Here is a 26,849-nt window from a genome sequence, read left to right on the forward strand (position 1 = left end):
GCGCCCGGCACTCCGGAGAAATTCCCTTGTCGGCACACCGCCGCCACCCGCAGAATCCGGCCATGTCTACGACCATCGCCTTCCTGCCGCTGACCGACACCGTTCGCCCGGTGGCGCGCCGGCAGCAGCCCGGCCGACCGTGGAGGCCCGCGCTTCCCACGTCGTGACCGCCGCGCTCGTCGCGGGGCTGCTCGCGGGCTACGGCATCGCCGTCCCGGTCGGCGCGGTCGCGACCTACCTCGTCTCCCTCACCGCCCGTACCTCCCTGCGGACGGGGGTCTGCGCCGCGCTGGGCGTCGCGACCGCCGACGGGCTCTACGCGCTGGTGGCCACCCTCGGCGGCTCCGCGCTGGCCACCGCGCTGCGCCCGGTGCTGGTGCCGCTGCGCTGGGCCTCCGCCCTGGTTCTGGCCGCCCTCGCGGTGCGGGGCGCGGTCATCGCCGTACGGCACTACCGCGACCACCGGCAGTCCACCCGCTCCGCTCCCGCCGCCCCTCCCCCGAGTCCGGCGCGCGCCTACCTGGCGCTGCTCGGCATCACTCTGCTCAACCCCACCACCGTGATCTACTTCGTGGCCCTCGTCCTCGGCACGCGCACGACGGACCCGGCAGCGCCCCCGGAACAGGGCGTTTTCGTCCTGGCCGCGTTCGCCGCGTCGGCGAGCTGGCAGGTGCTGCTCGCCGGGGGCGGGGCGCTGCTGGGACGCGTACTGACGGGGTACCGGGGGCGGTTGGTGACGGCGCTGGTGTCGAGCGGTGTGATCCTGGCGCTGGCCGTGGGGATGCTGGTGTAGCCGCGGCAGGATGATTTCCGTCCGTGCCGTTGTTGCAGTAGGGCGTCAGTCAGCATCAGGACACGACGATGGGACCGAGGCCATGCCTCTCGACGGCGAGTACGAGCCGAGCCCGACCAAGTGGGTACGCGACCAGGTGGAGTTGTACGAGAGCTCCGGCGGCACCCAGGGGACGACCCTGCAGAACACGGGGAGGCCGGTGATCCTGCTCACGACCCGGGGTGCCAGGAGCGGCAAGATCCGCAAGACGCCGCTCATGCGCGTCGAGCACGAGGGCCGGTATGCCGCGGTGGCCTCGCTGGGCGGGGCGCCCAAGCACCCGGTCTGGTACCACAACGTCAAGAGCGATCCCCATGTGGAACTCCAGGACGGGCCGGTGAAACGGGACATGCGGGCCCGCGAGATCACCGGCGCGGAGAAGGACGAGTGGTGGGAGCGGGCCGTGGCGGCGTATCCGCCGTACGCCGACTACCAAGAGAAGACCGATCGGGTGATACCGGTCTTCGTGCTGGAGCCGTTCGACGAGGACTGACCGGAGTCTCACCGGGGTCGGAGCCGGGCCCCGGCAGCAGCCGGTCGGCCTCCGGAAACTTTTTCTCTTTCAGGACGCATGAACCCCCGTGTGCCGGGCACACGTGCGTCAGGCCCCGCCGCGCTCCCCCGTCGCGGCGGGGCTTCCCTGTGCCTCGCGCGCGGAGCGTTCGGTCACGTCGAGGAAGATCTGGTCCGCCTCGGCCACGGTCCGGGCGATGGACCGCTTGATACGGACGGCGACCTCCTCCACCTGCTCGCTGTCGAAGCCGGGCATCAGATCGACACGGGCCGCCACCAGGGCCGTTTCGAGCCCGGTCTTCATCGTGAACAGGGCTTCCACACTGTCGATCTCGGGCTGGGCCTCCAGCAGCGCCCGGATCCTGGCGGCCGCCTCGGGGTGGGCGGCCTCTCCGATCAGCTGGTCGCGGGCCTCGCGGCCCAGCCGGTAGGCGACGTAGACGAGCAGCGCGCCGATCGCGAGCGACGCCGACGCCTCCCAGACGACCTGCCCGGTGACCATGTGCAGCGCCATGCCGGCGAAGGCCAGGGTCACGCCGAGCACCGCCGTGCCGTCCTCGGCGACGACCGTGCGCAGGGCCGGGTCACGCAGCCCCTTCGCGACACCGCCCTGCCCGCGCACCTGGTACAGCGCCCGCACCAGCGACAGACCCTCGGCGGCGAAGGCGACACCGAGCACGATCAGGCCGGCCACATAGCCGCCGAACTTCTCCTCGGAGCCGCCGCGCAGCGCCTCGACGCCCTGGAAGAAGGAGAAGCACCCGCCCATCACGAAGATCCCGACGGCCGCGAGCAGGGACCAGAAGAAGCGTTCCTTGCCGTAGCCGAAGGGATGGCGGGCGTCGGCGGGGCGTCGACTGCGGCGCAGGGCGGCCAGGAGGAAGACCTCGTTCACGCTGTCCGCCACGGAGTGCGCGGCTTCCGACAGCAGCGCGGGCGAGTGGGCGACGACTCCGCCGACCGCCTTGGCGATCGCGATGACGAGATTCGCGGTGAGAGCCACCAGGACGGTGACACGGGTCCTGTGGTCGGCCTGCGGCGCGTTGGGCGTACTGCTCATTTTCCCCCGGCTGCCCCGGCCGATCCGGCTCACACCGTGCGGTCGGCGGAAATCGGGGGACTCGGTGAGATCAGGAGACGTCTGGCAGAGAGGAGCCGGGTCATGAGCGGCGGGGGCAACACCGCCTACGGGAGGAAGTCCTTCCAACGGTCGAAGGCCCACTTCGCGGACCGGATCACCGTGGACGGCCGGGAGGGCTGGCCGGTGGCGGCCGGCCGGTACCGTCTGGTGGTCAGCCGCGCCTGTCCGTGGGCGAGCCGGGCGGTGATCTCCCGGCGGCTGCTCGGCCTGGAGGACGCCCTGTCCCTGGCGATCGCCGACCCCATCCAGGACGACCGCAGCTGGCGCTTCACGCTGGACCCCGACGACCGCGACCCGGTGCTCGGCATCCGCTTCCTCAGCGAGGCCTACGACCGGCGGGAGACCGACTACCCGGGCGGCGTCAGCGTGCCCGCGATCGTGGACGTGCCCAGCGGCAGGCTCGTCACCAACGACTACCAGCGGATCACGCTCGACCTCGCCACCGAGTGGGCGGCGCTGCACCGCGAGGGGGCACCCGACCTCTACCCCGAACCGCTGCGGGACGAGATCGACGCCGTGATGGCGGACGTCTTCGAGGACGTCAACAACGGGGTGTACCGGGCGGGCTTCGCCACCGGTCAGGAGGAGTACGAGACGGCCTGCGCGCGTCTCTTCCGGCGGCTGGAGCTGCTGGCCGAGCGGCTGGCCGAGCAGCGCTATCTGGTCGGCGACACGATCACCGAGGCGGACATCCGGCTGTTCACCACCCTGGTCCGCTTCGACGCCGTCTACCACGGCCACTTCAAGTGCAACCGCTGGAAGTTGACGGAGGATCAGGTCCTGTGGGCGTACGCCCGCGACCTCTACCAGACGCCCGGATTCGGTGACACCGTCGACTTCGACCACATCAAGCGGCACTACTACCAGGTACACAGCGGCATCAACCCGACCGGCATCGTGCCCCTCGGGCCGGATCTGCCGGGCTGGCTGACCCCGCACCACCGTGCGGAGCTGGGCGGCAGGCCGTTCGGCGACGGGACGCCGCCCGGGCCGGTTCCGGAGGCCGAGCGGGTCCCGGCGCACGGACGGCCCTGACCGACGAAGGAGGCACAGGCACATGGCCAAGAAGAGCAAGCAGAAGAAGGCGAAGCTCCCTCTCGCCTACAAGCCGCTGGGATTCGCCCTCGGTTGGGCGAGCGGCGCGCTGGCGGGGCTCGCCTTCCGCAAGACCTGGATGGCGATACGGCACGAGGAGGACGCCCCCGACGCCCTGGACCGGGACCGCGGCTGGGGGGAGATCCTGCTGGCGGCCGCGGTCCAGGGCGCCCTCTTCGCGATGGCGCGCAGCCTGGCGGACCGCACCGGCGCGAAGGCGATCGAGCGCTCGACGGGCGTGTGGCCGGTCAGCGAGAAGGGCGGCCGGGACTGAGCGGCCGCCGGGGCCGCCCCGGCGGCCCCGGCGGCCCTGGTGTGGCTCAGCCCTGCTTCGGCGCCGTGGAGGCCCTGCGGTGCAGGGTGAAGGAGTGGCCGGCCGGGTCGGCGTAGCCGCGTTCCTCGTAGGGGCCGGCCGCGTCCTTCGTCTCCACCGGACGGCCGCCCAGCCCGACGATCCTGCGCTCCGCCTCGTCCAGGTCCGCCACGACGAAGTCCAGGTGGGCCTGGAGGGAGTTCTCGGGGCGCGGCCAGCTCGGCGGGGTCGCGTTCATGTCGCGCCGGAATGCCAGCCGCGTGCCGTCGGCGCCCCTGATCTCCACGCGGTTGGCGGTCGCGTCCGTCTGTTCGCCGTCCAGCAGTTCCTTGTAGAACACGGCGAGCTTCTCGGGCTCGGCACAGTCGAGCACCACGAAACCCGCTGTCACCAGTGGCATGACTCCTCCGAAGGGTCAGGGGCGCGGGACGGTCCTGTCCCGCGCCCTGTCCCCCACGGGTGTCCCGGCCAGGGCGTTTCAGTCCGCCACCAGCCACTGCCCGTCCTTCATCAGCTCCCGCCCGGCGATCTCGTCGGCCTCACGCCAGGCCTGCACCCGCTGTGGACGGACACGGAAGTACAGGTAGGGCGTGGCGAGTCGGCGGGGGTCGAAGCCGGTCCTGGACGCGAAGCGGTCGGCCTCCTCCTCGGGGAGCTGAGAAGGGGCGATCGTGTCGGCCGTGCCCTCGATCATGACGACGTCACGGGTCGGCCCGACGCCGAGGCGCGCTCTGCCGGTCAGCCTCAGGTTCCGGCCCGTCGGGCTGTTGGCCGGCGTGGCCAGCAGCAGGGTCGAACCGTTCCAGAGGAAGGACAGCGGGACGAGATACGGCACGCCTCCGTCGACCTCGGCCGTGGCGACCCACACGTCCTCGTCGTGTTCCAGTCGGTTCAGGGTGTCCTGCTTGCGCTGCTTGGCGGGGCGTGCGGGCGGGCGGGTCATCTGCGGACTGCCTCCTGTCGCGGCAACTGTCGACGGACGTTTCCAGTGTGACTGCCCAACTCGCGGCCGGTCCCGGGTTTCCGCTCCTGGTGTTCCGCCAGCCGCACCGCCGCCGCGCTCAGCAGCAGGTCCAGGACCGCCGGATAGGAGCTGTGCGCCATGTCCGCCACGAGATGGCGGGCCGTCGCGGCGATGTGCGGGTGGGTGTCGGCGGACAGACGCGCGTACGTCGCCCGCCAGACGGCCGCCTCCGCCTCCCGCGCGGCCTTCGGCATCGCCGCGCTCGCCGAGTCGAGGGCGCCGTGGGCGAGTGCCTGGTCGACGAAGGCGTGGTAGATCCGCACGGCCTCGCCGTCGGGGAACCCGGCCTCGCGCAGCACGCCGAGGATCGTCTCGACCGCCTGGATCTCGTACGCCCGCCCGGTCACCCGGTACGAGCTGAGCACCGCCGCCCGGGGGTGTGCGAGCGCCCCGGCGTGCATGCGCAGGCCGAGATCCCACAGGTCGGCGCGCCAGTCGCCGGTGGGCCGCCAGGTGCGCAGCGTACGGCCGATGAGTTCGTCGGCGATGGCGAGCATCAGGTCGTCGGTGGTCCGGAAGTAGCGGTACAGCGAGCTGGGGTCGGCGCCGAGCGCCCGGCCGAGGCGGCGCACCGAGAGGGCGTCGGCGCCGTGTTCCTCGATGAGCCTCAGGGCCGTCTCGACGATCAGTCCCTCGGACAGCACGACGCCCTGCTTGGTGGGGCGCCTGCGCCGCCGGGCGGCGGGCGGGACGACACGCTCACTCATGGACTGCCTCCCATGGACTGCCTCCCTCGGTCCGGTGCCCGGCACCTTATGACAACACCGTTGACCTGTTAACCCTCCGGACAGTTTCATGTCCGCTCATCGGGGCCGCCCAGGCCCCCGGTGCGAGCGGAGAGGCCATGTCCGACCAGCCCCACAGCGTCGACCCAGCGGCGCAGCCCGCGCTGCGCAGATCCCTCGGTGTCCTGGACGGCATCGCCATCGCCGCCTCCAGTACGGCCGCGACCACCAGCATCGGCATCGGTCTCGGGGTCACGGCGGGGGTGGTCGGCCTGCATCTGCCGGCGATCATGCTGCTGGCGTTCCTGCCGGTCCTGGGCATCGCGGGCGCGTACTCCCGGCTCAACAAGGTCGAGCCCAACGCGGGCAACGGCTATGTGTGGGTGGGCCGTTCACTCACCCCGTGGCTGGGCTTCATGGTGGGCTGGGTGAACATCGTGGCCGTGGTGGCGTTCCTCGCGTACACCACGGCGGTCACCGGCTCGGCCCTGCTCCAACTGGCCGGGGACGCGGGACTGCACCGGGTGGGCGGCCTCGCGCTGGACCCGGGTTCGACCGCGCAGACGACGGCGGTCGGCATCCTGGTCCTGGTCGCGGTCACGCTGACCGCCGTGACCGGCATCCGCGCCGCCGCCCGTCTCCAGGCCGGGCTGCTGGTCTTCGAGTACGTCGTCCTGCTGGGCTTCTGCGGGTACGGCATCGTGACCGGACCGCACGACTTCAGCCTGAGCTGGTTCGACCCGTTCGCGATCCCCTCGGCGACGGCACTCGCGCAGGGCCTGCTGCTGTCGGTGTTCTGCTACTGGGGTTTCGAGTCGGCGTTCAGCGTCAACGAGGAGGTCCGCGACCCGCGCGACGCCTCCCGGGCCGGGATCACCACCCTGTGCACCATGCTGGGGCTGTTCCTGCTCGGCTCGATCGCCTTCCAACGCGTCCTGTCCGAGGAGGAGTTGGCCGGCCACGGCGCCGAGGGCCTGGCCTTCTTCGGCGAGCGGTTGGCGTCCCAGCCGTGGGCGGCGCTCCCGCTGATCGCCCTGATGTTCTCGGCGGTCGCCTCGCTGCAGGCCGGGGTGATCCCGACGGCCCGGGCGATGTTCGCGATGAGCCGCGACCGTACGCTCGGGCCGGTGTGGTCCAAGGTCAGCCCCCGGTACGGGACTCCGGCCGCCGGCACCGTGCTCATCGGCGTACTGGCGGCGCTGGTCGCGGCGCTCGCGCTGATCATCCCCCGCCTCGCCGACATGATCATGGCGACGGTGAGCGCCGTGGGCATCGTGGTCGCCCTGTCCTACGCCCTCACGGCCGTCGCGGCCGCCGTACGCTTCCGCTCGCTGCTGCGCGAGGACTGGCGGGAGGGCATACGGGCGGTGGTGTTCCCCGCGCTGAGCGCGGCGGCCCTGCTCGGCCTCGGTGGCTATCTGGGCTGGTCGTTCTACACGTCCGCCGACCACTTCGAGGTCAGCGCGGACAACGGATGGTTCCTGCTGTCCACCCCGCTGGCGATGATCGCGTCGGGCTTCGTGGCCGCCGCATGGGCCAAGTGGGTGCGCAGATCGCCGTACTTCCGCACCGGCAAGGGGACCGACGCCGACGCGCCCCGGCTCCTCGCCACGTCCCGATGAACCCCGACCAGGAAACGGAACATGCACGCAGATCTCCTCTTCACAGGCGGCCCCGTCCTCACTCCCGAGGGCCGCACAGCGACGGCCGTGGCCGTCACCGGCGACCGCGTCACGGCCGTAGGACGGGAGGAGGTGCACGATCTCGCCGGGCCGCGGACCGAGGTGGTGGACCTCGCCGGGCGGTTGCTGATGCCCGGGTTCCAGGACGCGCACGTACATCCGGTACCGGCCGGACTGGAGCTCTCCCGGTGCGATCTGACCGGGGCGAGGACGGCGGACGAGACGCTCACCGCGGTGCGCGCCTACGCCGACGCGCACCCCGGGCGGGAGTGGATCACGGGTGGCGGCTGGTCGATGGAGGCCTTCGAGGGCGGTACGCCGACGAAGGAGCTGCTGGACGCGGTGGTGCCGGACCGACCGGTCTATCTGCCCAACCGCGACCATCACGGCGCCTGGGTCAACAGCCGCGCCCTCGCGCTCGCCGGCATCACCCGCGACACGCCCGACCCGGCCGACGGGCGGATCGACCGGGACGTCTCGGGTGAGCCGAGCGGAACCTTGCAGGAGGGGGCGATGCAGCTGGTGGGGCGGCTCACCCCACCGGCGACACCGGCCGACCTGACGGCGGCCCTGCTGCACGCCCAGCGGCATCTGCACGCGCTCGGCATCACCGCCTGGCAGGACGCGCTGGTCGGGGACTTCCTCGGGATGGAGGACCCGGCGCAGGCGTATCTGGCCGCCGCGCGGGACGGCTCGCTCACCGCCCGCGTCGTCGGCGCGCTGTGGTGGGACCGCGAGCGGGGCGCCGAGCAGATTCCCGAACTGGTCGAGCGGCGGGCCGCGTTGAGCCACGGCAGGTTCCGCGCGGGCAGCGTCAAGCTGATGCTGGACGGCGTCGCCGAGACCGGAACGGCGGCGCTGCTGGACCCCTACCTCGACAAGTGCGGCTGCGCCACCGCCAACCGGGGCACCAGCTTCATCGACGCCGGGCAACTGCCCGAGTACGTCACCGAGTTGGACGCGCTCGGCTTCCAGTGCCACTTCCACGCCCTGGGCGACCGGGCCGTACGCGACGCGCTGGACGCGATCGAGGCCGCGCGCGCCGCGAGCGAAGCGCGATGGGGGTCCCCCCGGCCGAAGGCCGGCGGAGGGCCGAGCGACACGCGGCCCCACCTGGCCCATCTCCAGGTCGTCCAGCCCGCCGACGTGCCGCGCTTCGCCCGGCTCGGGGCGACCGCGAACATCCAGCCGCTGTGGGCCGCGCACGAACCGCAGATGGACGAGCTGACCATTCCGTTCCTCGGGCCCGAACGGGCCGCGTGGCAGTACCCGTTCGGCGCGCTGCTGCGCTCCGGCGCCCGGCTCGCGGCGGGCAGCGACTGGCCGGTGAGCAGCCCCGATCCGCTCCAGGGGATCCATGTGGCGGTCAACCGCGTGCCCCCGGACGGCGGCGGCACACCGGTGTTCCTGCCCGGCGAACGCATCGGACTCGCCGAGGCGTTGAGCGCCTACACGGCGGGCTCGGCGTATGTGAACCACCTCGACGACACGGGCGAGGTGCGCGCCGGAGCGCTCGCGGACCTCGTGGTCCTGGACCGCGATCCGTTCGACGGGCCGATGGAGGCGATCGCGGAGACGCGGGTGTCCCTCACTTACGTCGGGGGCACGCGCGTGTACGCCGCCCCAGGGGCGTGAGAAGTCACGCGGACCGCCGTCCGGCTACCGCGAAGCCGCCTGGAACGTACGGCGATACGCCTGCGGTGACACCCCGATGGCGGCGTGCAGATGCTGGCGCAGGGAGGCACCCGTGGCGAAGCCGACCTGGCCGGCGATCCGGTCCACCGACAGATCACTGGACTCCAGCAGATGCCGGGCGCGGGCGACGCGCTGCTGGATCAGCCAGCGGCCGGGGCTGAGGCCGACCTCGTCGTGGAAGCGGCGGGCGAAGGTGCGCAGGCTCATCCGGGCGTGGGCGGCGAGGTCGGTCAGCGTGAGGGGTTCGTCGAGGCGCTCCAGGACCCAGGCGCGGGTGGCGGCGGTGCTCGCGGCGCCGCTCTCCGGGACCGGCTGCTCGATGTACTGGGCCTGGCCGCCGTCCCGGAACGGGGGCACGACGCAGCGCCGGGCCACCGCGTTGGCCAGCTCGTGGCCGTGGTCGACGCGGACGATGTGCAGGCAGACGTCGATGCCGGAGGCGGCGCCGGCCGAGGTGAGGATCCGGCCGTCGTGGACGAAGAGGACGTCCGGGTCCAGGTCGACGTGCGGGTACCGGCGCCGGAACAGGTCGGTCACCTGCCAGTGCGTGGTGGCCCTGCGGCCGTCCAGAAGGCCGGCCGCGGCGAGGACGAAGGCTGCGGTGCAGATCGACACGATGCGTGCGTCCGGGCGGATCAGCGCGAGCGCGGCGGCGACCTCGGCGGACAGCTCCGTGGGGACGTACGGGGGCGCCATGGAGGCGACCACCACGGTGTCGGCCGTGGCGAGGATCTCCGGGCCGTACTGGACTCCGATCGTGAAGTCCGCGTTGCTGTGCACCGGCCGGCCGTCGACGCTGCAGGTCAGCACCTCGTACCGGCCGTCGGCCGCGCCGAAGATCCGGCTGGGGATGCCCAGCTCGAAGGGGTAGACGCCATCCAGGGCCAGCACCACCACCCGCTCGGCCCGTTCCACCTGTCGTTCACCACGCATGGCACGATCCTATCGAAGGTTGGCAATCGTGCCATTCTCCTGCGCTGCGGGCCCCGGCAGGCTGGTCGACCATGAGCACTGTGAACACGATGCGAGCCATCAGCCAGGACGTCCTCGGCGGTCCCGAGGTCCTGAAGGAAGTGGAACTGGAGCGCCCGACGCCGCGCCCGAACGAGGTACTGGTCCGCGTACGCGCCGCCGGCGTCAACCCGACCGACTGGAAGCACCGCGCGACCGGCGGTTTCCTGGGCGAGCCGCCCTTCGTCCTGGGCTGGGACGTCTCCGGCGTGGTCGAGGCGGTCGGCGTCGGCGTCGCCCGGTTCCAGCCCGGCGACGAGGTCTTCGGGATGCTGTCCTACCCGTTCGGCCACGGCTCGCACGCCGAGTACGTCACCGCCCCGGCCCGCGCCTTCGCGCACAAGCCGGCCTCGATCGACCACACGCAGGCGGGCGCTCTTCCGCTGGTGTCCCTCACCGCCTGGCAGGCCCTGGTGGAGTACGCCGACGTGCGTCCGGGGCAGCGGGTGCTGATCCACGCGGCCGCCGGCGGGGTCGGTCACGTGGCCGTGCAGATCGCCAAGGCACGGGGCGCGCATGTGATCGGCACGGCGAGCGCGGGCAAGCACGAGTTCCTGCGGAGCCTCGGCGCGGACGAGGTGGTCGACTACCGGGAGACGGACTTCGCCGAGGCCGTCAAGGACGTCGATGTCGTGCTGGACACGCTCGGCGGTGACACCAGCACGCGTTCACTGCGCGTACTGCGCCCGGGCGGCCTCGTCGTCTCGATCCTGCCGGGCGGTTCGGACGACCTCTACCAGGAGGCCGGGCGGCTGGGTGTGCGGGCGCTTCGGATGCTCGTGGACGCCTCCCACAGCGGCCTGACGGCGATCGCGGAGCTGGTGGAGGCGGGGAAGCTGCGCCCCGCGATCGCCGGCGCCTTCCCGTTGGCCGATGCCGCCGAGGCACACAGGCTCGGCGACACCGGCCGGACCACGGGGAAGCTGGTCCTGGTGGTGGACTGACCTCGGTCAGAAGGTCAGCACGGGCTTGATCGCCTTGCCCGCGCCCATGTCCCGCACCGCCTGGTCGATCTCCGCGAAGGGATACGTGCTGATCAGGCGGTGCAGCGGGAGCCGCCCTTCCTTCACCAGCCGGACCAGGGCGGGGATGAAGGTCTGCGTCTCGGCGTCGCCGAGGGTGAGGCCGACGACCTGCTTGCCGCCGAGCAGACCGTTGACGTCCAGGGCAACTTCGGTACCGAAGGGCGGGGCTCCCACGACGACCAGGGTGCCGCGGGCGGCGAGCGCGTCGACGCCCTGGCGCAGGACGCCGACGTTGCCCGTGGTCTCGACGACGCCGTCGGCGCCCAGTCCGCCGGTGATCCCGGCGAGCGCCTCCCCGAGGTCGGCCTCGGCCGCGTTGACGGTGTGGGTGGCGCCCAACTCCTTTGCCAGGGACAGGCGTTCGCCGACTCGATCGACGGCGACGATGTTGGTGGCGGGGGTCAGGGCGGCGGCCATGACGGCCGACAGGCCGACGGCTCCGGCGCCGAGGACGACGACCGTGCTGCCGGTGAGGGGCTTGAGCACGTTCCAGACGGCGCCGACTCCGGTCTGCACGCCGCAGCCCAGCGGGGCGATCGAGGCGAGCGGCACCTCCGGGTCGACCCTCACCAGGCTGCGCTCGTCCACCAGCGCCCGCTCGGCGAACGAGGACTGCCCGAAGAAGTGACCGCCGAGGTCCTCGCCGCCCCGGCTGATCGTGCTGGTGCCGTCGGCCCGGCGGCCGCCGAGGAGGTTCAGCGGCAGCCAGGTCGCGCAGTACGCCGGGTGCCCGCCGCGGCAGTTGCGGCAGTCGCCGCAGGAGGTGAAGGACAGCACGACGTGGTCGCCCGGTGCGACGCCGGTCACGGCCGGGCCGACGGCCTCGACGACGCCCGCGCCCTCGTGGCCGAGGACGCCGGGCAGGGGGAAGGGCAGTCCGCCACTCGCCACTCCGAGGTCCGTGTGACACAGGCCGGTCGCCACCATGCGGACGACGGCCTCGTGCGGTCCGGGTTCGGCGAGCTCGACGTCGGAGAGGGTGAAGGGTGCTCCGCCGGACTCGACGACGGCGGCGCGGGTGGGGATGGACATCGTACGAACTCCTTGGCAGGGCGCTCAGTCGAGCGAGACGACGACGGACTTGGTGGTGGTGTAGGCGTCGAGCGCCTCGGGCCCGTACTCGCGGCCGAAGCCGGAGTCCTTGACGCCGCCGAAGGGGACCGCGGGGTCGAGCATCGCCCAGTCGTTGACCCAGACGATGCCTGCCTGGAGCCGGTCGGCGACCCGGTGGGCGCGGGCCAGGTTGCCCGTCTGGATGCCGGAGGCCAGGCCGTACGGCGTGGAGTTGGCGAGCTCGACGGCCTCGTCCTCGGAGTCGAAGGGCTGGACGGTGAGAACGGGGCCGAAGATCTCCTCCTGGATCACGCGGGAGTCGTTCGGCAGGTCGGCGATCACGGTGGGCTTGTAGTAGTAGCCGCCGTCGAGGTCGAGGCGCTCTCCGCCGCAGACGATGCGGCCGCCGTCCTTGCGGGCCAGGTCGACGTACTCCTCGACCTTGCGCAGATGCCGCTCCCCCGCCATCGGGCCGACGACGGTCTCGGGCTTGCGGGGGTCGCCGAGCGGAACGCCGGGCACGGCGTCGGCGAGGATGCCGAGCAGCGTGCTGTAGACCGGTCGCGCCACCAGCAGCCGCGGGCCGCCCATGCAGAACTGCCCGGTGTTGAAGACGAAGCCCTTGATGACCGCGCCGACGGCCTTCTCCAGGTAGGCGTCCTCGAAGACGACGTGGGCCGCGTTGCCGCCGAGCTCCATGGTGACCGGCTTGAGCGACTCCCCGGCGATGGCCGCGACCTTCCTGCCGACCCCGGTGGAGCCGGTGAAGGCGACCTTGTCCACCCCGGGGTTGCGCAGCAGCGCCTCGCCGGCCGCGGGGCCGCCGGTGACGACGTTGACCACGCCGTCGGGGACGCCGGCCCGCTTGAAGAGGTCGGCCATGAACAGGGCGCTGAGCGGGGTCTCCTCGGCCGGCTTGTGCACCACCGTGTTGCCCGCCGCGAGCGCCGGGGCGATCTTCGAACCGGCGAGGATCAGCGGGAAGTTGTACGGGGTGATCGCCGCGACCACGCCGAGCGGCCGCCGCCGGACGTAGGCGAGGGCGTTCATGGGGGTGTCGCGGACGGAGCCGTCCAGGGCGTGGGCGAGGGCGGCGAAGTGCTCGTAGTCGTTGGCCGCGTTGGTCATGTCGACGGCGTGGGCGAGCGTGATCGGCTTGCCGACGTCACGGCTCTCCAGTTCGGCGATGGTGTCGGCGTCCTCCCGGATCAGCTGGGCGACCCGGTGCAGCACCCGGCCCCGCTCGCGGCCGCTCAGCCCGGACCAGGCGCCGTCGTCGAAGGCGTCCCGAGCGGCGCGCACGGCCGCGTCCACGTCGGCGGCGCCGGCGTCCGCGACCGTGGTGAGGACCGCACCACGGGACGGGTCGACCACCTCGGTGCGGGCTCCGTCGGCGGCCTCGCGCCACTGGCCCCCGATGAACAACCGACCGGGTTCGATCTCGTAGGTGGTCATCGCCACTCCCCAGCTCCATCGCCAAGATTTCAACCAACAGGATTCCTGTTGGTCCGCAGTCTCATTACAGACAGGTTTCCTGTCAATGCTCTAGGCTGAACCCATGCTCGACACCCAGGTGACCAAGGCAGCTCCGTCGCTTCTCTACATGGTGAAGCAGGTGGAGCTGGTCGTGCGCTCCCACCTCGATGAGCTGGTCAGGCCGTCCGGGATCACCGCACTGCAGTACACGGCGCTCACCGTCCTGGAGCGGCACGACGGACTGTCGGCCGCGCAGCTGGCCCGCGACTCGTTCGTGACGGCCCAGTCGATCGCCGATCTCGTGCGGTCCCTGGAGAGCCGTGGGCTGGTGCGCCGTGAGCGCAATCCCCACAACCGCCGGGAACTGCTCATCCTGCTGACGGACGCCGCCCGTGAGCTACTGGCGCGGCACGCGGGGCCGGTGCGGGAGCTGGAGGAGCGGATGGTGCGGGACCTCACGGCCCACCAGGCCGAGCAGTTCCGCCAGGCGCTCTCCCGGGCCTGGCATGCGCTGTCGTAGCCACGGTCCGCACATCTCGCACATCTCCCGCGAAACCTCTGTCGCAATTCGAAGACATATGTCAATCGAACATGCTCAAATTCGGTCGTTCGAGGGTAACTTGCAGTGCGGGGACTGGATTTGGGCAGCCCGCCGTAAGTGAGCAGGTCGGAGGCGATGTCGTCGTGCAGCAGGATCCTGCGCCGTTCAGCCGGCATCTGCGCGTCCACCGGCACCGAGGGCACACGGTGCTGGAGTTCCGCGGTGAGATCGACATCTCGGCGGCGGTGGAGATAGCCCCGTACCTGGACCGGGTGACGGCCCGCCCCGACGCCAGGCTCGTGATCGACCTCAGGAACGTCGAGTTCTTCGACTGCTCCGGACTGCGACTGCTCTACCGGGCCCGCAGCCGGGTGCTCGACCACGGCGGGCAGTTACACCTGGTCTGCACCCACCCGCTCACCCTGCGCGTCCTGAGGATCACCGGCCTGTCCAGGCTGCTGCCGCCGCATCCGACGCCGGACGCGGCCCTGAACCAGCCGGAGGCCACGTCCGGCACGTTATGAGGCGGTTCCCCGCGCGTCGAACAGGGCGCTGACGGACTCCCCGTTGTGAATGCGGCGCACGGCCTCGGCGAGCGCGGGCGCGATGGACAGGACGCGCAGCTTCTCGGTGCGCTCCTCCGCGGGGACCGGCACGGTGTTGGTGCACACGATCTCCAGTACGTCCGGCTGCTCGCCGATCCGCTTCAGCGCGCCGGCCGCGAACAGCCCGTGCGTACAGGCGACGCGGATCGAGCGCGGCCCCATCTCCCTCAGCCGGTCGAGGAGTTCGAGGACGGTGCTGCCCTTGGCGATCTCGTCGTCCAGGACGATGACGTCCCGCCCGGTCACCTCCCCGATGACGGAGCTGATGCTGACCTGGTCGTCCGCGAACCGCTGTTTGGCCCCGGCGGCCACCTGGGCGCCGATCATCCGGGCGAACGCGGCGGCCTCCTTGGCGTTGCCGAGATCCGGCGAGACGACGGTCGTACGGGAGAGGTCGTACTGCCGGAAGTGCGCGGCGAGCTCCCGCAGCGCGTGCAGGTGGTCGACCGGCACCGTGAAGAAGCCGTGCACCTGCGGGGCGTGCAGGGTCATGGCGAGGACGCGGCTCGCGCCGGCCGCCACCATGAGGTCGGCGACGAGGCGGCCGCCGAGGGAGATGCGGGGCGCGTCCTTCTTGTCGGAGCGGGCGTAGGAGTAGTGCGGCATGACGACGGTGATCCGGCGGGCGGACGCCCCGCGGGCGGCGTCGCACATCAGCAGCAGTTCGACGAGATGCTCCTGGACGGGCCGGACCAGGGGCTGGATCAGGTAGACGTCCCGTTCGCGGCAGTTGGCCTGGAGCTGCACCTCCAGGCAGTCGTTGGCGAACCGGCTCACCCGGGTGGGGCTGAGCGGCACCCCCAGGTGAGCGCAGACCTCCGCCGCCAGTTCGGGATGGGCACTACCGCTGAACACGGCGATCTCTCGCACGAACCGCTCCTCGCATGATCATTCCGGGTGGCGGACCCATGCTACTGACGTCAGCAGAAACGTTGCGGCTCCCCCGCGGGCGAGCACCTGTGGCGATGGCCTCACCACGACACGGGCAACCGGAGCGGGCGATCGAACCGGGCAATCGGTCAACGGGCCGGTCTGGCAAGGGATTTGGGGGTACTTGGTTGAAGAGGGAAGGAGGAACGTCGCCATGACGACCCCCATCAAGCGCGTCAACAAGCGCATGCCCGGCTGGGCGAAGGCGGTGAGCGCCCTGATCCTGGTGCTCGTCGTCTTCTTCGCCGGGATCCGGCTGAGCGTGATCCCCGGCCTCAAGGACCTGTTCGGCACCGAGACCAACGACCGTTCGGGTCCCGCACTGCTCCAGTCCATCCAGGACATGAGCCGCTACGACGCCGCCTCCGGCAACTTCCAGATCGTCGTGGATCTGGAGAAGGACGCCAAGTTCCTGCCCGACGCGATCCGCGGCACCCGCACGCTGTACGTCGGCGCGGGCACCGTGGACGCCTATGTCGACCTCGGCAAGGTCGGCGAGGACGACGTCACGGTCAACGACGACCGTACGTCCGCCACGCTCCGCCTGCCGCACGCCGCCCTCGGCAAGCCGGCCCTCGACCCGGACCGCTCCTACGCCGTCTCCAAGGAGCGCGGCCTCCTCGACCGCCTCGGGGATCTCTTCTCGGACAACCCGAACAGCGAACAGGCCGTGCAGCAGCTGGCGGTCAAGCACATCGGCGACGCGGCCAAGGACAGCCGGCTGACGGCACGCGCCGAGACCAACACCACCGACATGCTCGAAGGGCTGCTGCACTCCCTCGGTTTCAAGGAGGTGGAGGTGACGTACGGGACCTGACTCCGGCGGCCCCGGGCCCGGCTACGACGGCAGGCCCGGCAGGGCCAGCGCGCCGAGCAGCGTGGCGCCCACCAGCACCCAGGCCACGTAGTCCCCGACGTGCCCGGACTGCAGGCGCCGCAGTGGACGTGCCCCCGCCGGGGCCGACAGGAGCCCCGGACGGGTGACGGCCGCGGCCGCGAGGCCCAGGGCCAGCGCGGTCGAGGCGAGATCGAGGAGCACACCGGCCGGGCTCCAGTGCGGTGCGGGCACCACGGCGCCGCCGGACCCGGCCTCGTTGACGGCGTGGGCCACGACCTCGCCGAAGCCGGGGGCCACGCCGACGGCGAGCGCGCCCGCGAGCAGCACGGCGGGGACAGCGGTCATGGTGTCGGGGACGCGGCTGAGCCGGTGCCGGGTCTCGGGACGCTCACCGGCGCCGGTCGTCTCGTAGTCGGTGTCGTCCTCGGGTGTGGGGCCGAGCCCGAGGAACACGCGGGCGGCCACTCGCAGTACGGCCCCGGCGGTGACCGCGCTCGCGGCGACGTACAGCACGACGAGCGGGCCGCCCACGGCCTCCTCCGTGACCGCCTTCCCGAACCCCGTGCCGAAGGGCGGGAGTCCGGCGAGTGCGAGGCCGGCCACGGCGAACAGCGCGGCGACGCCCCGCAGTTCGCGGGCCCGGCCGTGCAGCGCGTGTTCGTCGACGGTGCCGTACCGGTCGAGGAGGATGCCCGTGCAGGCGAACAGGGCGGCCTTCACACCGGCGTGCCCGAGGACGTACAGCGCGACCCCGTCGTCGGCCTCCGGGGTCAGTACGCCGATGCCGATCAGGAACAGCCCGGTGTGGGCGACCGTCGAGTACGCCAGCAGGCGTTTGATGTGCCGCTGGTACCAGCACATGACCGCGCCGAGCACCGCCGTCACCGCGCCGAGCACGAGGAGCACCCGCTCCAGGTCGGCGGCCGGGAGGCCGCCGGGCCCCGCGAAGACGGTGCCGTACACGCGCCAGACGCCGTACACGCCGAGTTCGACCATGACGCCGGACAGCAGCATGCAGACGGGCGTGGGCGCGACGGCATGGGCGTCCGGGAGCCAGAGGTGGAAGGGCACGGCGGCGGCCTTGACCAGCAGGCCGGTCAGCACGAGGACGAAGGCGGCGAGGACCAGAGCGTCCGGCGGCCCGTGCGCGTCGAGGCCGCGGCCGATCTGCGTCATGGCGAGTTCGCCGGTGCGGGCGTAGAGGAGCCCGATGCCCATCAGCATGGCGTACGCGCCGAGCGAGGTGACGACCCCGAAGGTCAGCGCGCCCTGCACGGCCTTGGCCTCCTCGACCCGGGTGCCCGTCAGCGCGTAGGCGACGACGCTCATCAGCTCGAACCAGACGAAGGCGTTGAACAGGTCGCCCGCGATCGCGAACCCGCACATGCCGGCCTGGAAGAGCAGCATCAGCGCGGGGAACGAACCGGCGTGCCGGCGCGGGGGTTCCTCGAAGTAGTGCCAGGAGTACGCCAGGGCCGCGAGGGTCAGCAGGGAGGCGAGGGCCGCCATGCCGAGCCCCGCGCCGTCCCCGACGAGGACGATGCCGACAGTGCGCCCGTCGACGGGCGTCCAGCCGCCCACCCATTCGGTCATCGGCGGCGAGGAGTTCAGCAGCAGCACGATCGCGAGCCCGGCCGTGCCCGCCGAGACGGCACAGCCCACCGACTCGGCCAGGACGCGGGGCACGCGGCGTCCACCGGCGACCAGGAGTGCGGCCCCGAGGAGCGGTACGGCGACGAGCAGCGGCAGCAGGTCGTTCATCAGCCGCGCAGCTCGGACAGTTCGTCGGGGTCGACCGTGCCGTGCCGCTTGGAGACCTGGATGACGAGCGCGAGCAGCAGGGCGGTGACGGTGGCGCCGACGACGACGTCCGTCAGGGCGAGGGCCTGGACGACCGGGTCGACGACGGGGCGTGCGCCGGGTTCGAGGTCGGAGAAGACGGGCGCGGTCGCGCCGTCGCGGTAACCGACGGCCAGCAGCAGGACGTACGTGGCGGACTGGCAGACGGACAGACAGCCGACGGCGTGGATCAGATTGCGGCTGGTGGCGAGGCCGTAGCAGCCGACAAGGAAGATCCATACGGCGACGAGGTACGGCAGGACGTCCGTCACGGCGCTCTCACTTCCCGCTCTCCTCCTCGATCTCGACGGCCTGGTCCAGGAAGCGGGCGAGCAGCACGACGACCGCGCAGGCGACCTCCATGCCGACGGCCGCGTTCAGCAGCGGCACGGTGCCGCCGGAGGACAGCGTGTTGAACGTGCCGTACGGCAGCAGGGTGTTGGCCAGGAAGGCCGTACCGCCGACGAGGCCCGCGAGGCCGGTGACGACGTAGGCGGAGGCCGAGACGGCGTCGCCGACCTCGTACAGGCCGACCGGGCGGATGCGTTCCAGGGCGCGGTAGTCGGCGCCTAGGGAGAGCAGGTGCAGGGCGGTCGCGGCGACGACGCCGCCCTGGAAGCCGCCGCCGGGGCTGAGCTGGCCGTGCGCGATGACGTACAGGCCGGTGGCCAGGGCGATCGGCAGGACGATCAGGGCGTAGCGGCGTACGGGCGGGGCCACGTCGGCGGGTTCGGGGCGGGCGCGGTGCTCGTCGCGGGTCTGCCGCAGCAGGACGACGCAGCCGACGACGGCCGCGAACAGGATGGTCATCTCGCCGAGGGTGTCGAAGGCGCGCTGGTCGAAGTTGACGGAGGCGATGGTGTTGGCGGTGTGCCGGGCGAGGGACTCGCGGACCGCGCGATCGCCGTACGGGTGGCTGTCGCCGCCGAAGTCCGGCAGCCGCAGACTCGCGGCGACGAGGAGCACGGCGAGGCCGGTGCCGCCGACGGCGACGAGCCCGAGCCGGGTGCGCGGGTTCATCGCTCACGCCCCTTGCGCCGCTTGACCTTGCGGACCGCGAGGAGCAGCAGCAGCGGGGTGAGGGCACCGCCGACGGCCAGTTGCGACAGGGCGACGTCCGGCGCCTGCACCGCGGTGAACAGTACGGCGAGGACGACGCCGAGGACGGCCAGTACGAGGGCCTGGCGCACGGGGTCGCGGACCAGTACGGCCACGGTGGCGGAGCCGGCGACCAGCAGCAGCGCGACGACGATGACCGCGTCAGCCACCGCGCACCCCCGCGATGCCGCCGGACAGCGCGCGGGAGGCGATGACGTTCCCGCCGATCAGCAGGGCGCCGACGAGGAGGAGCTTCGCCGTCGCCCGGCTCGGTCCGACCGCCACGCACAGGGCCAGCACCACGGCCGCGGCGAGTGCCGCGGCGGCCCAGGTGACGCCCCGGGCGCGGGGCGGGTCGTCGGCCAGTTCGTCGGTCAGCAGGCGGGCGAAGACCAGGGTGCCGACGGGGCCGAGCAGGGCGAGGACCAGGGCGAGATCGACGTACGCGGGGCGGTCGTATCCCTGGGCGAGCAGGATCAGTCCGGTGCAGGCCGGCGCGGTGGACAGGTTCTGGGCCACGACCCGGCGCCGCAACGGTCCGGTGGCGACGCCCCAGAGGGTGGCCCCCAGTCCCCCGCCGAGCACGACGGTCGCCGCGAGGAGCCAGCCGTTCATCGTCCGGCCACCACCCGGCGGGCGGCGACGGCGGCGAGCGCGGCCACGGCGGCGACGCCCGCGCCGACCACGAGTTCCAGCGTGTCCACGGCGGTGATGAGGACCAGCCACAGCAGGGCGAGCGCGGCCCACCAGGCCAGGAACTCGGCTGCGGCGAGCAGCGTTGTACGCCGGTCCATGCACGCCACCTCCGCGGGTCGAATGTCCGTTACTTCCGTTCCGCGTCATCCAAACACCGCCTCGGACGACAGGGGCGGCGGCGCGCGCGGGCCTCCGCCCGGAGTGCCCCGACAGCGTGAAGGAAAACCGTGGGCGGCCGTGACCGGGAGCCGCACGAGGGGCATCGTGGCGCCGGTCCGGGGTAATCCCCTTACTACGAAGGGAAGTTGAAGACTGGAGGATCGCATGGCCCGTGGAACCCCACGTTCGCGTGCCGCTTTGCACCCCGGCACTCCCAAGTCCGCAGGCGCCACCAAATCGGGGGGCGGTGCCAAGTCGGCGGGCACCAAGTCGGCCGGCAGCGCGAAGTCCCGAGGCACCGCCAAGGCCGCGGTCGGCGCCAAGTCCCGGCGCGCCACCCGGCGCGCCACCAAGTCCGAGCGCACCGCCAAGCCCACGCCGCCCGCGCGATCCGAGCGGCACCCGTTGCGCTTCCTCGCCCGTCTGCTGGCGATGGTGTGCGCCTTCGCGTTCATGGTCGCCTTCGCCGTGGTCCTGGCGAAGCTCACCTTGCAGCCCTCCCCGGCGTCGGAGGCCCTGACGCACACGAACCTGCGGCCGGGCCGCTCGCTGCGGGCGTATCTGGACCAGCCCGAACTGCGTGACGCAGTCCGGCAGATCGGGGGCAATCTGCTGCTGGGCGTTCCGTTCGGCATCCTGGTTCCCGTCGTCGCCCCGAGGACGCGCGGCGTCCTGCGGGTACTCCTGCTGACGGCGACCGTCATGCTCCTCGTCGAGTTCGCCCAGGGCGCCTTGGTCACGGGGCGCGCTTTCGACATCGACGACGTCATCCTCAACACCACCGGGGCCCTGATCGGATACCTCCTGCTGGGACGGCGACTGAGCCGCGCGGTGCACGCGCGGGGGCCGCGCGCCGAGAAGGCGTAGGGCCTGTCCGGCGGGCCCTACCGCAGGACCAACTGGACGATGGCCACCGTGCCGACCACCACGATGAACGTGCGCAGCACGGCAGGGCGCAGGCGGCGCCCTGCCGTGGCCCCGAGATGGCCGCCGGCCGCGGACCCGATCGCGAGGAGGGCCACGGCCGTCCAGTCGAAGTCCGCGACGACGAGGAAGAAGAGGGCGGCGACGGAGTTGACCACGGCGACGAGCACGTTCTTGACCGCGGTGAGGCGTTGCAGCCCGTCGTCGAGGAGCATGCCCATCAGGGCGACGTAGATGATGCCCTGGGCAGCGGAGAAGTAGCCGCCGTAGACGCTGGCCAGGGTCAGTCCGACGAGCAGCAGGGGGCCGCCGTCGGGGCGCGTGGACCTCCCCTTCCGTGCCCGGCGACCGCGCACCCTCTTGCTGATCAGCGGCTGGAGGGCGACCAGCACGAGTGCGAGCCCCACCAGAACCGGCACGATCCGTTCGAACGCCGAGGCGGGCAGGGCGAGGAGCAGCGCGGCCCCGGCGAGCCCGCCGAGTAGGGCGCCGGCGCTCCACTTCAGGACGCGGCGGCGCTGGCCGCGCAGTTCCGCGCGGTACCCGATGGCTCCGCTGATCGAGCCCGGGATCAGACCGAGCGCGTTGGAGACCGTGGCGGTGACCGGCGGCAGGCCCGTGGCGAGCAGGACGGGAAACGAGATCAGCGTCCCCGACCCGACGGCGGCGTTGACGGCTCCGGCGGCCATGCCCGCGCCCAGGATCGCGAGCAGTTCACCGATGTGTGCGGCGTTCATGGCGAGAAGCCTAGGAATTCGACGGTTCGGTGGTGGACGAAGGATGGTGGCGGGCGAGCACACCCGGCCCGATCAACTCCTGGTCCGCACCAAGGTATTGACGCCCTCTTATCTCACTCCTTAAATCAAGTGGCGACATCTTCACCCCCCACCTCGGTCGGCGCACCCGTGTATCGGGGCGCCGTACGGAAGGGAGCACGATGGCCTCCCCACGCCTGCTCCGCACGTGTCTGCTCGCCGCCCTGTCGGCCGTCCTGGTCGCGTCCGCCGAGATCGGGCCCGCGCAGGCGGATCCGCCGGAGGTCGCGGCCGCCGCCGTGACGTTCTCCGACTCCTTCGACGGGCCCGCGGGCGCCGCGGTCGACTCGACGAAGTGGCAGATCGAGACCGGCGACAACGTCAACAACCACGAGCGGCAGTACTACACCTCGGGCAACAAGAACGCGGCGCTGGACGGCCAGGGCCGTCTGGTGATCACGGCGCGCCGCGAGAACCCCGCCAACTACCAGTGCTGGTACGGCACTTGCCAGTACACCTCGGCCCGGCTGAACACCGCCGGGAAGTTCAACGCCCAGTACGGGCATGTCGAGGCGCGGCTGAAGGTGCCGCGCGGGCAGGGCATGTGGCCCGCGTTCTGGATGCTCGGCACACCGGTCGACTGGCCGGATTCGGGTGAGATCGACATCATGGAGAACGTCGGCTTCGAGCCCTCGACCGTGCACGGCACGATCCACGGCCCCGGCTACTCCGGGTCGGGCGGCATAGGGGCCGCCTACTCCCTCCCCAACGGGCAGGCCTTCGCCGACGCCTTCCACACCTTCGCCGTCGACTGGGCGCCCGACTCGATCACCTGGTCCGTGGACGGCAACGTCTACCAGCGCCGTACCCCCGCCGACCTGGGCGGCAGGCAGTGGGTCTTCAACAAGCCGTTCTTCCTGATCCTGAACCTCGCGGTCGGCGGCTACTGGCCCGGCGACCCGGACGGCTCCACGGTCTTTCCGCAGCAACTGGTGGTGGACCACGTCTCGGTGACCACCGGCGACAGCCCCGCCGGGGGCGCGATCCGGGGACTGGCCGGAAAGTGTGTGGACGTGGCCGGGGCGAACTCCGTCAATGGCACACCCGTCCAGCTCCACGACTGCAACGGCAGCGCCGCCCAGCGCTGGACCGTGGGCTCGGACGGCACGCTCCGCGCGCTCGGCAAGTGCCTGGACGCCACCGGCAACGGCACCGCGGACGGCACGCCCGTCCAGCTGTGGGACTGCACGGGCGGCCCCAACCAGAGATGGGCCGTCAGCTCGGCACGCGACATCGTCAACCCGCAAGCCGACAAGTGCCTCGACGTGACCGGCAACAACACGGCCAACGGCACCCGGCTGCAGATCTGGACCTGCACGGGCGGCGGCAACCAGAAATGGACGGTCGGCTGACCCGGCCGGCCGGCTACCGGTGGTGCCAGGTGAACTTGTCTCCGCCGACCCAGCGGACCACCTCCGGGTCGTCCAGGTCGTGCACCGTGATGCCGAAGGCGGCGGCGTACTCCAGGACGTCGGTGATGGTCCTCGCCTGACCGACGACCATGCCGTCGATCTCCATGATGCGGAACGGAGGCGTACCCGGCTGAACCCCGAGCACCATGATCCGCGGGTGTGACATGTGCGGGCTCGCGATTTCGGTCATGCATAGAGCGTAGAGCGCAACCCGCGTCAACGGTTCCTTCAGGCCACGCCCGCCGACGGGAGGGCCCACCCTCCGCCCGCCCGTCGTGCGGCGCCGGTGAGCCTGGGGAACTCTGGAGGAGGAGGTGGCGATGGACCCCGTCGAGGCCCTGGAGCGGATCGCCTTCCTGCTGGAGCGGGCCCTGGCGCCGACCTACCGCGTCCGCGCCTTCCGGACGGCGGCCCGCGTGCTGGCCGGACTGCCCGAGGGCGAGGTGCGCGAGCGGGCGGAGGCCGGGTCGCTGGAGTCGCTCAAGGGCGTCGGCCCGAAGACGGCCCAGGTGGTCCGGGAGGCACTGGCCGGCGCGACGCCGGGCTATCTGGAGAAGCTGGAGGGCGAGGCCGGGGAGTCCGGCGGGCCCGACGCCCGGGTCGGCGGGCGGCTGCGGGCGCTGCTGCGCGGGGACTGCCATCTGCACTCCGACTGGTCGGACGGCGGCAGCCCGATCGAGGAGATGGCCAGGACGGCGGCCGAACTCGGGCACGAGTGGGCGGCGCTGACCGATCACTCGCCGCGGCTGACCGTGGCCCGCGGGCTGTCTCCCGAGCGGCTGCGCGAGCAGCTGGACGTGGTGGCGGGGCTGAACGAGACCTGGGCGCCGTTCCGGCTGCTCACCGGCATCGAGTGCGACATCCTGGAGGACGGCTCGCTGGACCAGGAACCGGAGCTGCTGGACCGGCTGGACGTCGTGGTGGTGTCCGTGCACTCCAAGCTGCGCATGGACGCCCGCGCCATGACCCGGCGCATGGTGGCCGCCGTACGCGATCCGCACGCGGATGTGCTGGGGCACTGCACGGGCAGGCTGGTGACCGGGCGGGGGCGGCCCGAGTCGGAGTTCGACGCGGACGAGGTGTTCACCGCGTGCGCGCAGTCGGGCACGGCCGTGGAGATCAACAGCCGTCCGGAACGGCTGGACCCACCGCGCCGGCTGCTGCGCAGGGCCGTCGAGGCGGGCGTGCTGTTCTCGATCGACACCGACGCGCACGCACCGGGCCAGCTGGACTGGCAGATCCTCGGCTGTGCCCGCGCGGAGGAGTGCGGGGCGCCGGCCGAGCGGGTGGTGAACACCTGGGGCCTGGCGGAACTGCTGGCCTGGACCCACGAGGGCCGTACACCGGCCCGAGTGGCGGGCGTCTGACGTGGTACTCGTGCGGCAGGAGCGGGAACGAGACGCGCGAGGAAGGGGCGGCACATGGAACGGGCGGCCGTGTTCGACGTCGACGGCACCCTCGTCGACACCAACCACCTCCATGTGACGACCTGGTGGGAGGCGTTCCGGCAGGCGGGTCACCAGGTGCCCATGCACGCCGTCCACCGGGCCGTGGGCCTGGGCTCCACCGATCTGATCGCCCACCTCCTCGGAGACGACCGGGACAAGGACCGGGACGCCGAGTTGAGCGCCGCCCACAAGGCCCTGTACGGCCAGTTCTTCGACCGGCTGCCCCCGCTGCGCGACGCGGGCCGGCTGCTGCGGCGTCTCCAGCACCAGGGCTGGCGCGTCGTCCTCGCGACCTCGGCGGGGGGCGCGGAGCTGTCCGCGCTGCGCCGGGCGATCGCCGCGGACGACGCGATCACGGCCACGGCGAGCGCCGACGACGTCGAGGAGGGCAAGCCCGCACCGGAGCCCGTCGAGCACGCCCTGGAACTGGCCGGGGTGCCCGCCGAGCGCGCGGTCTTCGTCGGCGACACCGTGTGGGACATGCGGGCCGGCACCCTGGCCGGGGTGCGTTGTGTGGGCGTCCTGTGCGGCGGCATCCCCCGCGCCGACCTGCTGGACGCGGGCGCGCAGGCGGTCTACGAGGACCCGGCCCACCTGCTGGCGACCCTGGCGGACAGCCCCCTGGCCGACGTGCCCGGCGGCCCGGACACGCACACCGGACGACTCGTGTGACGGTGATACGACGGCGATCGGTACGACAGCCAGAGCCTCGGGGGTGCCCGCGTGATCGACACGCTACGGCGGGAAGGGAACTACGTCGGCCGGGCCGCGGGGGCGGCTTGGCGCGGGCCGGGCCGGGAGCGGGACCTGGTCGTACAGTCGCTCAAGGCGGCGGGCGCGGCACTGCTCGCCTGGCTCGTGGGGAGCGTGTGGCTGGGTGATCCGATGGCCCTGATGGCGTCCTGGGCCGCCCTGCTCCTGGTGCAGGCCACCGTGTACAGCTCACTGCTCCGGGCGGCGCAGCAGTTCGCGGCGATCTGTGCCGGGACCGTGCTGGCGTCGGCCGCGCTGGCGGTCACCGGGAGCACCCTGGGCGCGCTGGCCCTGTCGGTCCCCGTGCTGATGCTGCTGGCCAACTGGCCGCGCTTCGGCGACCAGGGCGTCTTCGGCGCGACCACCGCGCTGTTCACCCTGGCCACGGGGGCCGCCGGGGCGTCCGCCGTCGGGCACCGGGTCGGGCAGGCCGCTCTCGGCGCGGTGATCGGGGTGGCCGTCAACGCGCTCGTGCTGCCGCCGATCCATCTGCGGGACGTGTGGGAGAACCTCGCGGCGCTGGCCCGGGAGGCGGGGGACCTCCTGCACACCGTGGCCGCGGACCTGCGGGCCACCGAGTGGACCGCGCAGAGCGCGGCCGGCTGGTCGAGTGCGGCCGCGCGTCTGGAGCACCGGCTGGAGACACTGCACTGCGCACGGCGCTGGAGCCGGGAGAGCCTGCGGCTGACCTCCGGACCCCTGCGCGGGTTCCGGCGTCCCGCCGCGCCGGCGCCGCCGGAGGCGGAGGACGAACGCTGGAGCCGTGTCACCGGGCACCTCAGGGCGCTCACCCGGACCCTGGTCGTCGCGGCCGACGAGGACCGCACGCCGCTGCCACCCCACGGGCCGGCGCTGCACACGTACGCCCGGCTGCTGGAGCTGATCGGCGACGCGTGTCACGCGGAGAGCCGCCGTCTGCTGGGCACGGTCGATGCCGACGGAACGGACGACGAGGTCGAGGCCGCGATGGCTCGGCTGCACCAGGAGCTGCAGGACGGGCTGCGGGAGCACGCCGGGCAGGGGGCGGCCCGGACCACGGTCCTCGGGACCCTGCTGCTCCAGGCCGAGAACGTGTGGAGCGAGACCGTTCCGGCAGGTCAGCGGGGGTGACACAGATCACCTGGCCTCCGTCCCCCGCGCCGGAACACCACAAGGTCGTTGCCCGTTGAACCACACGTGGGTGCGGATGGGACAGTGTCCCCGGGC

At 72.3% G+C, this 26,849-nt stretch carries 31 protein-coding genes; 15 read left to right on the forward strand and 16 right to left on the reverse strand.

All coding sequences use genetic code 11. The features are described 5' to 3' along the window. Positions 1-163 precede the first annotated feature (163 nt). Positions 164-793 (forward strand): LysE family transporter, encoded by a 630-nt coding sequence (locus ADK36_RS19930; RefSeq protein WP_048579010.1) that lies wholly within the window; start codon positions 164-166, stop codon positions 791-793. Positions 794-875: 82 nt separating this feature from the next. Beyond that, a complete protein-coding gene (locus ADK36_RS19935) occupies positions 876-1,325 on the forward strand; it encodes a nitroreductase family deazaflavin-dependent oxidoreductase (RefSeq protein WP_048579011.1) in 450 nt (149 codons plus the stop codon). 108 nt (positions 1,326-1,433) lie between these two features. On the opposite strand, the gene ADK36_RS19940 is transcribed toward ADK36_RS19935, so the two are convergent. Beyond that, positions 1,434-2,405, reverse strand: a complete 972-nt coding sequence (locus ADK36_RS19940) for a cation diffusion facilitator family transporter (RefSeq protein WP_048579012.1) — start codon at positions 2,403-2,405, stop codon at positions 1,434-1,436. 102 nt (positions 2,406-2,507) lie between these two features. Here ADK36_RS19940 and ADK36_RS19945 point away from each other — a divergent pair, with 102 nt between their 5' ends. Together ADK36_RS19945 and ADK36_RS19950 are read left to right on the forward strand one after the other, a co-directional pair. After that, complete coding sequence (locus ADK36_RS19945) at positions 2,508-3,521, forward strand: glutathione S-transferase family protein (RefSeq protein ID WP_053198501.1); 1,014 nt, start codon at positions 2,508-2,510, stop codon at positions 3,519-3,521. A gap of 22 nt (positions 3,522-3,543) precedes the next feature. Beyond that, a complete protein-coding gene (locus ADK36_RS19950) occupies positions 3,544-3,855 on the forward strand; it encodes a DUF4235 domain-containing protein (protein WP_048579014.1) in 312 nt (103 codons plus the stop codon). A gap of 46 nt (positions 3,856-3,901) precedes the next feature. Here the strand turns inward: ADK36_RS19950 and ADK36_RS19955 are convergent, their stop codons facing one another. The 3 genes from ADK36_RS19955 to ADK36_RS19965 all read right to left on the reverse strand — a co-directional run bounded on the left by ADK36_RS19955 (position 3,902) and on the right by ADK36_RS19965 (position 5,625). After that, positions 3,902-4,294, reverse strand: coding sequence for a VOC family protein (locus tag ADK36_RS19955; RefSeq protein ID WP_048579015.1), 393 nt, complete (start codon positions 4,292-4,294; stop codon positions 3,902-3,904). Positions 4,295-4,372: 78 nt separating this feature from the next. Further along, positions 4,373-4,837 (reverse strand): pyridoxamine 5'-phosphate oxidase family protein, encoded by a 465-nt coding sequence (locus tag ADK36_RS19960; protein WP_053198503.1) that lies wholly within the window; start codon positions 4,835-4,837, stop codon positions 4,373-4,375. Beyond that, positions 4,834-5,625 (reverse strand): TetR/AcrR family transcriptional regulator, encoded by a 792-nt coding sequence (locus tag ADK36_RS19965; RefSeq protein ID WP_234329811.1) that lies wholly within the window; start codon positions 5,623-5,625, stop codon positions 4,834-4,836. The genes ADK36_RS19960 and ADK36_RS19965 overlap by 4 nt, the downstream gene beginning before the upstream one ends. A 137-nt stretch (positions 5,626-5,762) precedes the next feature. On the opposite strand from ADK36_RS19965, the gene ADK36_RS19970 reads away from it, so the two are divergent. Together ADK36_RS19970 and ADK36_RS19975 are read left to right on the forward strand one after the other, a co-directional pair. After that, on the forward strand, positions 5,763-7,265 hold the full coding sequence (locus ADK36_RS19970) for an APC family permease (protein ID WP_048579017.1): 1,503 nt from the start codon (positions 5,763-5,765) through the stop codon (positions 7,263-7,265). A 21-nt stretch (positions 7,266-7,286) separates the two neighbouring features. Further along, positions 7,287-8,960 (forward strand): amidohydrolase, encoded by a 1,674-nt coding sequence (locus tag ADK36_RS19975; RefSeq protein ID WP_053198505.1) that lies wholly within the window; start codon positions 7,287-7,289, stop codon positions 8,958-8,960. Between the two features lie 24 nt (positions 8,961-8,984). Here the strand turns inward: ADK36_RS19975 and ADK36_RS19980 are convergent, their stop codons facing one another. Then, the gene (locus ADK36_RS19980) at positions 8,985-9,953 is read right to left on the reverse strand and encodes a GlxA family transcriptional regulator (RefSeq protein ID WP_053198507.1); all 969 of its coding nucleotides are present in this window, start codon (positions 9,951-9,953) and stop codon (positions 8,985-8,987) included. 71 nt (positions 9,954-10,024) lie between these two features. Here ADK36_RS19980 and ADK36_RS19985 point away from each other — a divergent pair, with 71 nt between their 5' ends. Next, entirely contained in the window at positions 10,025-10,975 is a 951-nt protein-coding gene (locus ADK36_RS19985; RefSeq protein ID WP_053198509.1) for an NADP-dependent oxidoreductase, read from the forward strand. Between the two features lie 6 nt (positions 10,976-10,981). On the opposite strand, the gene ADK36_RS19990 is transcribed toward ADK36_RS19985, so the two are convergent. Together ADK36_RS19990 and ADK36_RS19995 are read right to left on the reverse strand one after the other, a co-directional pair. Beyond that, positions 10,982-12,088, reverse strand: coding sequence for an NAD(P)-dependent alcohol dehydrogenase (locus ADK36_RS19990; RefSeq protein WP_048579021.1), 1,107 nt, complete (start codon positions 12,086-12,088; stop codon positions 10,982-10,984). A gap of 24 nt (positions 12,089-12,112) precedes the next feature. Then, positions 12,113-13,564: an aldehyde dehydrogenase family protein gene (locus ADK36_RS19995; RefSeq protein ID WP_053198598.1), complete on the reverse strand. Its 1,452-nt coding sequence runs from the start codon at positions 13,562-13,564 to the stop codon at positions 12,113-12,115. Between the two features lie 103 nt (positions 13,565-13,667). Between ADK36_RS19995 and ADK36_RS20000 the strand changes: the two genes are divergently transcribed. Further along, positions 13,668-14,105: a MarR family winged helix-turn-helix transcriptional regulator gene (locus ADK36_RS20000; protein ID WP_048579022.1), complete on the forward strand. Its 438-nt coding sequence runs from the start codon at positions 13,668-13,670 to the stop codon at positions 14,103-14,105. A 164-nt stretch (positions 14,106-14,269) separates the two neighbouring features. Next, positions 14,270-14,650, forward strand: a complete 381-nt coding sequence (locus ADK36_RS20005) for an anti-sigma factor antagonist (RefSeq protein ID WP_048579023.1) — start codon at positions 14,270-14,272, stop codon at positions 14,648-14,650. On the opposite strand, the gene ADK36_RS20010 is transcribed toward ADK36_RS20005, so the two are convergent. After that, positions 14,645-15,601, reverse strand: a complete 957-nt coding sequence (locus ADK36_RS20010; RefSeq protein ID WP_048579024.1) for a ribose-phosphate diphosphokinase — start codon at positions 15,599-15,601, stop codon at positions 14,645-14,647. The two genes, ADK36_RS20005 and ADK36_RS20010, sit on opposite strands and share 6 nt — an antisense overlap. A gap of 214 nt (positions 15,602-15,815) precedes the next feature. On the opposite strand from ADK36_RS20010, the gene ADK36_RS20015 reads away from it, so the two are divergent. Continuing rightward, positions 15,816-16,478, forward strand: a complete 663-nt coding sequence (locus ADK36_RS20015; RefSeq protein WP_048579025.1) for a DUF4230 domain-containing protein — start codon at positions 15,816-15,818, stop codon at positions 16,476-16,478. Positions 16,479-16,499: 21 nt separating this feature from the next. On the opposite strand, the gene ADK36_RS20020 is transcribed toward ADK36_RS20015, so the two are convergent. The 6 genes from ADK36_RS20020 to ADK36_RS20045 are packed head-to-tail and all read right to left on the reverse strand — an operon-like array spanning position 16,500 to position 20,230. Then, positions 16,500-18,260, reverse strand: coding sequence for a complex I subunit 5 family protein (locus ADK36_RS20020; protein WP_048579026.1), 1,761 nt, complete (start codon positions 18,258-18,260; stop codon positions 16,500-16,502). Next, positions 18,260-18,610, reverse strand: a complete 351-nt coding sequence (locus tag ADK36_RS20025) for a sodium:proton antiporter (protein WP_053198512.1) — start codon at positions 18,608-18,610, stop codon at positions 18,260-18,262. The genes ADK36_RS20020 and ADK36_RS20025 overlap by 1 nt, the downstream gene beginning before the upstream one ends. A gap of 7 nt (positions 18,611-18,617) precedes the next feature. Then, positions 18,618-19,358, reverse strand: coding sequence for an MnhB domain-containing protein (locus ADK36_RS20030; RefSeq protein WP_053198514.1), 741 nt, complete (start codon positions 19,356-19,358; stop codon positions 18,618-18,620). Further along, a complete protein-coding gene (locus ADK36_RS20035; protein ID WP_048579029.1) occupies positions 19,355-19,606 on the reverse strand; it encodes a Na(+)/H(+) antiporter subunit B in 252 nt (83 codons plus the stop codon). Before ADK36_RS20035 ends, ADK36_RS20030 begins: the two co-directional genes overlap by 4 nt. Beyond that, positions 19,599-20,051: a monovalent cation/H+ antiporter complex subunit F gene (locus tag ADK36_RS20040; RefSeq protein ID WP_053198516.1), complete on the reverse strand. Its 453-nt coding sequence runs from the start codon at positions 20,049-20,051 to the stop codon at positions 19,599-19,601. Before ADK36_RS20040 ends, ADK36_RS20035 begins: the two co-directional genes overlap by 8 nt. Then, positions 20,048-20,230: a hypothetical protein gene (locus ADK36_RS20045; RefSeq protein ID WP_048579031.1), complete on the reverse strand. Its 183-nt coding sequence runs from the start codon at positions 20,228-20,230 to the stop codon at positions 20,048-20,050. The genes ADK36_RS20040 and ADK36_RS20045 overlap by 4 nt, the downstream gene beginning before the upstream one ends. 466 nt (positions 20,231-20,696) lie before the next feature. On the opposite strand from ADK36_RS20045, the gene ADK36_RS20050 reads away from it, so the two are divergent. Continuing rightward, entirely contained in the window at positions 20,697-21,158 is a 462-nt protein-coding gene (locus ADK36_RS20050) for a VanZ family protein (protein WP_048579236.1), read from the forward strand. 17 nt (positions 21,159-21,175) lie between these two features. On the opposite strand, the gene ADK36_RS20055 is transcribed toward ADK36_RS20050, so the two are convergent. After that, on the reverse strand, positions 21,176-21,952 hold the full coding sequence (locus tag ADK36_RS20055; RefSeq protein ID WP_053198518.1) for a sulfite exporter TauE/SafE family protein: 777 nt from the start codon (positions 21,950-21,952) through the stop codon (positions 21,176-21,178). Positions 21,953-22,152: 200 nt separating this feature from the next. Here ADK36_RS20055 and ADK36_RS20060 point away from each other — a divergent pair, with 200 nt between their 5' ends. After that, a complete protein-coding gene (locus ADK36_RS20060) occupies positions 22,153-23,382 on the forward strand; it encodes a ricin-type beta-trefoil lectin domain protein (RefSeq protein ID WP_048579033.1) in 1,230 nt (409 codons plus the stop codon). Between the two features lie 13 nt (positions 23,383-23,395). On the opposite strand, the gene ADK36_RS20065 is transcribed toward ADK36_RS20060, so the two are convergent. Further along, positions 23,396-23,632 (reverse strand): hypothetical protein, encoded by a 237-nt coding sequence (locus ADK36_RS20065; protein ID WP_030053812.1) that lies wholly within the window; start codon positions 23,630-23,632, stop codon positions 23,396-23,398. A 130-nt stretch (positions 23,633-23,762) separates the two neighbouring features. On the opposite strand from ADK36_RS20065, the gene ADK36_RS20070 reads away from it, so the two are divergent. The 3 genes from ADK36_RS20070 to ADK36_RS20080 are packed head-to-tail and all read left to right on the forward strand — an operon-like array spanning position 23,763 to position 26,753. After that, positions 23,763-24,809 (forward strand): PHP domain-containing protein, encoded by a 1,047-nt coding sequence (locus tag ADK36_RS20070; RefSeq protein WP_053198520.1) that lies wholly within the window; start codon positions 23,763-23,765, stop codon positions 24,807-24,809. Between the two features lie 54 nt (positions 24,810-24,863). Next, positions 24,864-25,562, forward strand: a complete 699-nt coding sequence (locus tag ADK36_RS20075; RefSeq protein ID WP_048579035.1) for an HAD family hydrolase — start codon at positions 24,864-24,866, stop codon at positions 25,560-25,562. A 51-nt stretch (positions 25,563-25,613) separates the two neighbouring features. Continuing rightward, complete coding sequence (locus tag ADK36_RS20080; protein ID WP_048579036.1) at positions 25,614-26,753, forward strand: FUSC family protein; 1,140 nt, start codon at positions 25,614-25,616, stop codon at positions 26,751-26,753. The last annotated feature ends 96 nt before the right edge of the window (positions 26,754-26,849 follow it).

It is taken from the genome of Streptomyces viridochromogenes (genome assembly GCF_001270495.1).
Classification (GTDB): domain Bacteria; phylum Actinomycetota; class Actinomycetes; order Streptomycetales; family Streptomycetaceae; genus Streptomyces; species Streptomyces viridochromogenes_A.